Below are 3,586 nucleotides of genomic sequence, written 5' to 3'. Positions count from 1 at the left end.
ATAAACCAAACTTTGAGTTATCAGCGTATTTTCTAAAGAATCACAGAATTAAGCCATTGTGGCAAACCGCTGTTAGCTGCTGGCGTTCTTTGTTTAGTCTGAAAAATGATGTAGATTAGATTCTAGAATAAATGGTTTTAGTTTTTCAATTGTATTTTGGTGTTTGTGCCATATTATAAACGTATAATCAAACTCTTCTGTTATTACACAATCTAATTCAGGAATTATAAATATAAAAAATTCGCTTCCTGGTTTATTCATTGAATCATTATAATTATTAAGTGTTTTATCAATATCGTCGATTTCTAAAATTGTTTTCTCGTTCAAATTTACTAACAACAATTTATAACACTTTGAAATGTTTCTAATTAGAGAGTTAAATCTTTCCCATTCAGATTCAGTAACTTGATCTAATTTATAATAATTTTCTTTACCAAGCCATCCTTTCCAAAGAGATACGAATTCTTTCTTAAATTCAGGCCTAATTTCATAATCATTAAAGTAATCTTCCAATAGGAGATTATGACTTTTGGTTGTGTTTTTGTCCATTCAGTTGTTTTTTTTACGCTTGCAGCTAACGTCCGGTGGCTTGCCTCAGTGGCGTTCCCATCACCGAACAATCACAAATATAAACCAAACTTTGAGTTATCCGCGTATTTTCTAAAGAATCACAGAATTAAGCCATTGTGGCAAACCGCTGTTAGCAGCTGTATTTATTTACGATATCCATGTTTCTTTTACTTTTGATACTTTCCAGTACCCTGATTTATTTTCTATTGTTATTAAATATCCTTGTCCACATTTTCCTCCGCCGCAACTGGAAGCAGCTTCTAAAATTCCTTTGTCTTTTTTATCATTAAATTGTATTCTATAAAGATAAATAACGCCAACTGGAAGCGAGCTTTTCAAATCGTTTATGTCCCAAAATAGTTGATTGGGAAATAATGAAGAAGATTTAAAATTAAATTTTTTGTTATTCTTAAAGAGGGTTAAATCTAGTTTATAGTCATTTAAATATTTAGTTTCAGATTTTTTTAATGAATGATTTTTATAGGTCTTTACAGTGTCGTATACAGCAAGTAATATTCTTGCCGTATCATTTTTTATGCTGTCCTGAAACCGATTGTATTCTTTTAAACGTTTATCAAAATCAATTGTATCTTCTTTATTTGTTTTAAAATCTATTCTTGGAAATGGAGGAGGAAGCATTGTCCGTCGATCTCTATAAATTGAATCAGCTATTTCTGCAAAAACTTCATTTAAAACATTTTTCTCAAATTGCAATTCATCAATTTTCTTTTTACAAGAGAACTGAAATGTAATTAACAAGATTGCGATTATTGGAAATAGTTTTTTCATAATATAGCTGCTAACGTCCGGTGGCTTGCCTCAGTGGCTTGAATTATTACCGAACTCCCACAAATATAAACCAAACTTTGAGTTATCAGCTAATTTTCTAAAGAATCACAGAATTAAGCCATTGAGGCAAACCGCTGTTATGGCCAGTTTTTTATTCAATAAGTTTTCCCCAAGCTGTTTTCAAAACTTTTAAATCATATTTTAAATTTGGTTCAGACATTTTGGTTTCTAAATTTTCATCAAAACTAAAAGGAACTGATACTTTAATAAATGATTGTTTTTGGGCAGGTGCTATTTTTATGTTTTGATCAATTTGGAATTTATTTGAATTACATAAATCTAAAATCCGTATAGTGTCGCCTTTTTGTGTTTTAACTATTGTCATTGAAGCAACAAGATTTTCATCACAATCTCTTTGTGCGGGAATGTGGAAAATAATTTTAGCATTTATAGTATCTCGAAGTTTAATGATTTTCCATTTTTTTTCGGTTGAAGTAATATATTCATAAATACGTTTAGAATTGTCTTGACTGTATGACAACCATGTAAATAAGAACATAAATATTATCGTAATTTTTTTCATAAAATTGGCTATAACGTCCGGTGGCTTGCCTCAGTGGCTTGAAATGTTACCGAATAACCACAAATATAAACCAAACTTTTAGTTATCAGCGTATTTTCTAAAGAATCACGGAATTAAGCCATTGAGGCAAACCGCTGTTAACAACTGCCTTTATTTTTAGCGGTAATTTTCATTTTCATCATGGTTATCAAGTTCTGGACTTGCCATGACTCTTGATAAAAACCACATAGTGCCTTTTCCTTTCCACATTTTAGTTGCAAATGTTAACCCAAAAATGAAACCGAATAAGGAAATACAAATTCCAAGTATAAGAATTGGAATAGTTTGGTTTAGATAATAAATAATAGTGCCAATTATTAATCCAGTCATAGTGAATGAAAAAACAATTTTTAGCCATGCATATATCTCTGATATTTTTTCAAAAATTTCAAAAATTTTCATTTTACACGTAATTTTGGGTTAAGGTTGTTGTTAACGTCCGGTGGCTTGCCTCAGTGGCTTGAATGTCACCGAACATTCACAAATATAAACCAAACTTTGATTTATCAGCGTATTTTCTAAAGAAACACAGAATTAAGCCATTGTGGCAAACCGCTGTTAACAGTAGTTCTAATTTTCGGGCTTAAGTTCTTTCAAATAGTTTTTCCAGAACTCTTTTTCAATAATCATCGAGTATTGGTAACTTCCTTCAAAGACTCTTACTTTATTTTTAAACTCGATTGTATCGACAAAGTATATTCCAATTCTTTTATCGTCCTTGTAAAATGAAATAGAATAGTTTGTTTGTGGACAGCAACAATAATCGGTTTTGGTAGGTTGACGAAGTGTTCCACCAAGACTTTTTATTTGTTGATCGCTTTTCGTTTCTAAAGTATTGTAAGACTCAAAAGAAGAATCATTTCTTGTGCCTTCTGTTTCATTGGATTTCTTTGTCTTAATAATTATTTTATTGGATTTGGTTACGATTTGATTAAGTTCAAAATCATTTGCGATTTGTTGCGATTTATTACAACTTAATGTAATTATAGAAATAAGAATAACTATTGATATATGTTTTCGCATATTAAAGTTGAATGTTGTTTTGGATGCAGAATTACTGTTAACGTCCGGTGGCTTGCCTCAGTGGCTTAAAATGTTACCGAACAATGACAAATATAAACCAAACTTTGAGTTATCAGCGTATTTTCTAAAGAATCACAGAATAAGCCATTGTGGCAAACCGCTGTTAACAGTTCGGGATTCTTTTTTCGACTATTCAATTTTCGTGAATTTGATATGTTTTTGTTTTTCAATTATTCCGACCAATAAATCGGTTGTTTCTTTTGTTAATTCTGTTTGGCTTTTTGAAAAATTAATCCAGTTCAGATTTATTTGATCATCATTTTGAAATACACCAAATCCGCCACAAAGTATGTCGTTAAAAGCGTCAAGATTATGTCCAGTTTTCCACTTTAAATTTTTGGTCAAAACTTTGTCGATTTCGGTATAAAAAGATTCTAAATCTGAAAAATGGTTGCCATTTATTATGATTAATTTCCTTTGCATTTTGATTTTTTATCCTGACTGTTAACGTCCGGTGGCTTGCCTCAGTGGCGTGAATATCACCAAACAATACAAATATAAACCAAACTTTGAGTTATCAGC

At 30.8% G+C, this 3,586-nt stretch carries 6 protein-coding genes; all 6 read right to left on the bottom strand.

All coding sequences use genetic code 11. The features are described from left to right. Nucleotides 1–93: 93 nt before the first annotated feature. The 6 genes from FNW07_RS13520 to FNW07_RS13495 all read right to left on the bottom strand — a co-directional run bounded on the left by FNW07_RS13520 (nucleotide 94) and on the right by FNW07_RS13495 (nucleotide 3,487). Complete coding sequence (locus FNW07_RS13520; protein ID WP_126745326.1) at nucleotides 94–549, bottom strand: hypothetical protein; 456 nt, start codon at nucleotides 547–549, stop codon at nucleotides 94–96. 168 nt (nucleotides 550–717) lie between these two features. Beyond that, a complete protein-coding gene (locus tag FNW07_RS13515) occupies nucleotides 718–1,359 on the bottom strand; it encodes a hypothetical protein (RefSeq protein ID WP_126745325.1) in 642 nt (213 codons plus the stop codon). 151 nt (nucleotides 1,360–1,510) lie between these two features. Continuing rightward, a complete protein-coding gene (locus FNW07_RS13510) occupies nucleotides 1,511–1,942 on the bottom strand; it encodes a hypothetical protein (protein ID WP_126745324.1) in 432 nt (143 codons plus the stop codon). 156 nt (nucleotides 1,943–2,098) lie between these two features. Then, nucleotides 2,099–2,383 carry a hypothetical protein gene (locus tag FNW07_RS13505; RefSeq protein ID WP_126745323.1) on the bottom strand — a complete coding sequence of 95 codons (285 nt, stop codon included), beginning with the start codon at nucleotides 2,381–2,383 and terminating at the stop codon, nucleotides 2,099–2,101. A 168-nt stretch (nucleotides 2,384–2,551) separates the two neighbouring features. Beyond that, a complete protein-coding gene (locus tag FNW07_RS13500; protein WP_126745322.1) occupies nucleotides 2,552–3,004 on the bottom strand; it encodes a hypothetical protein in 453 nt (150 codons plus the stop codon). A 189-nt stretch (nucleotides 3,005–3,193) separates the two neighbouring features. Then, nucleotides 3,194–3,487: a barstar family protein gene (locus FNW07_RS13495; protein ID WP_126745321.1), complete on the bottom strand. Its 294-nt coding sequence runs from the start codon at nucleotides 3,485–3,487 to the stop codon at nucleotides 3,194–3,196. Nucleotides 3,488–3,586 lie beyond the last annotated feature (99 nt).

Origin of the sequence: Flavobacterium sp. GT3R68 (assembly GCF_007109225.1) — a bacterium.
Lineage (GTDB): Bacteria > Bacteroidota > Bacteroidia > Flavobacteriales > Flavobacteriaceae > Flavobacterium.
This window is presented reverse-complemented; position numbering and strand designations above follow the sequence as displayed.

Bases quoted from the DNA above. Each gene is read 5' to 3' on its own strand.
- FNW07_RS13510 (WP_126745324.1), bottom strand. From the start codon at position 1,942: ATGAAAAAAATTACGATAATATTTATGTTCTTATTTACATGGTTGTCA.
- FNW07_RS13495 (WP_126745321.1), bottom strand. From the start codon at position 3,487: ATGCAAAGGAAATTAATCATAATAAATGGCAACCATTTTTCAGATTTA.
- FNW07_RS13505 (WP_126745323.1), bottom strand. From the start codon at position 2,383: ATGAAAATTTTTGAAATTTTTGAAAAAATATCAGAGATATATGCATGG.
- FNW07_RS13500 (WP_126745322.1), bottom strand. From the start codon at position 3,004: ATGCGAAAACATATATCAATAGTTATTCTTATTTCTATAATTACATTA.
- FNW07_RS13515 (WP_126745325.1), bottom strand. From the start codon at position 1,359: ATGAAAAAACTATTTCCAATAATCGCAATCTTGTTAATTACATTTCAG.
- FNW07_RS13520 (WP_126745326.1), bottom strand. From the start codon at position 549: ATGGACAAAAACACAACCAAAAGTCATAATCTCCTATTGGAAGATTAC.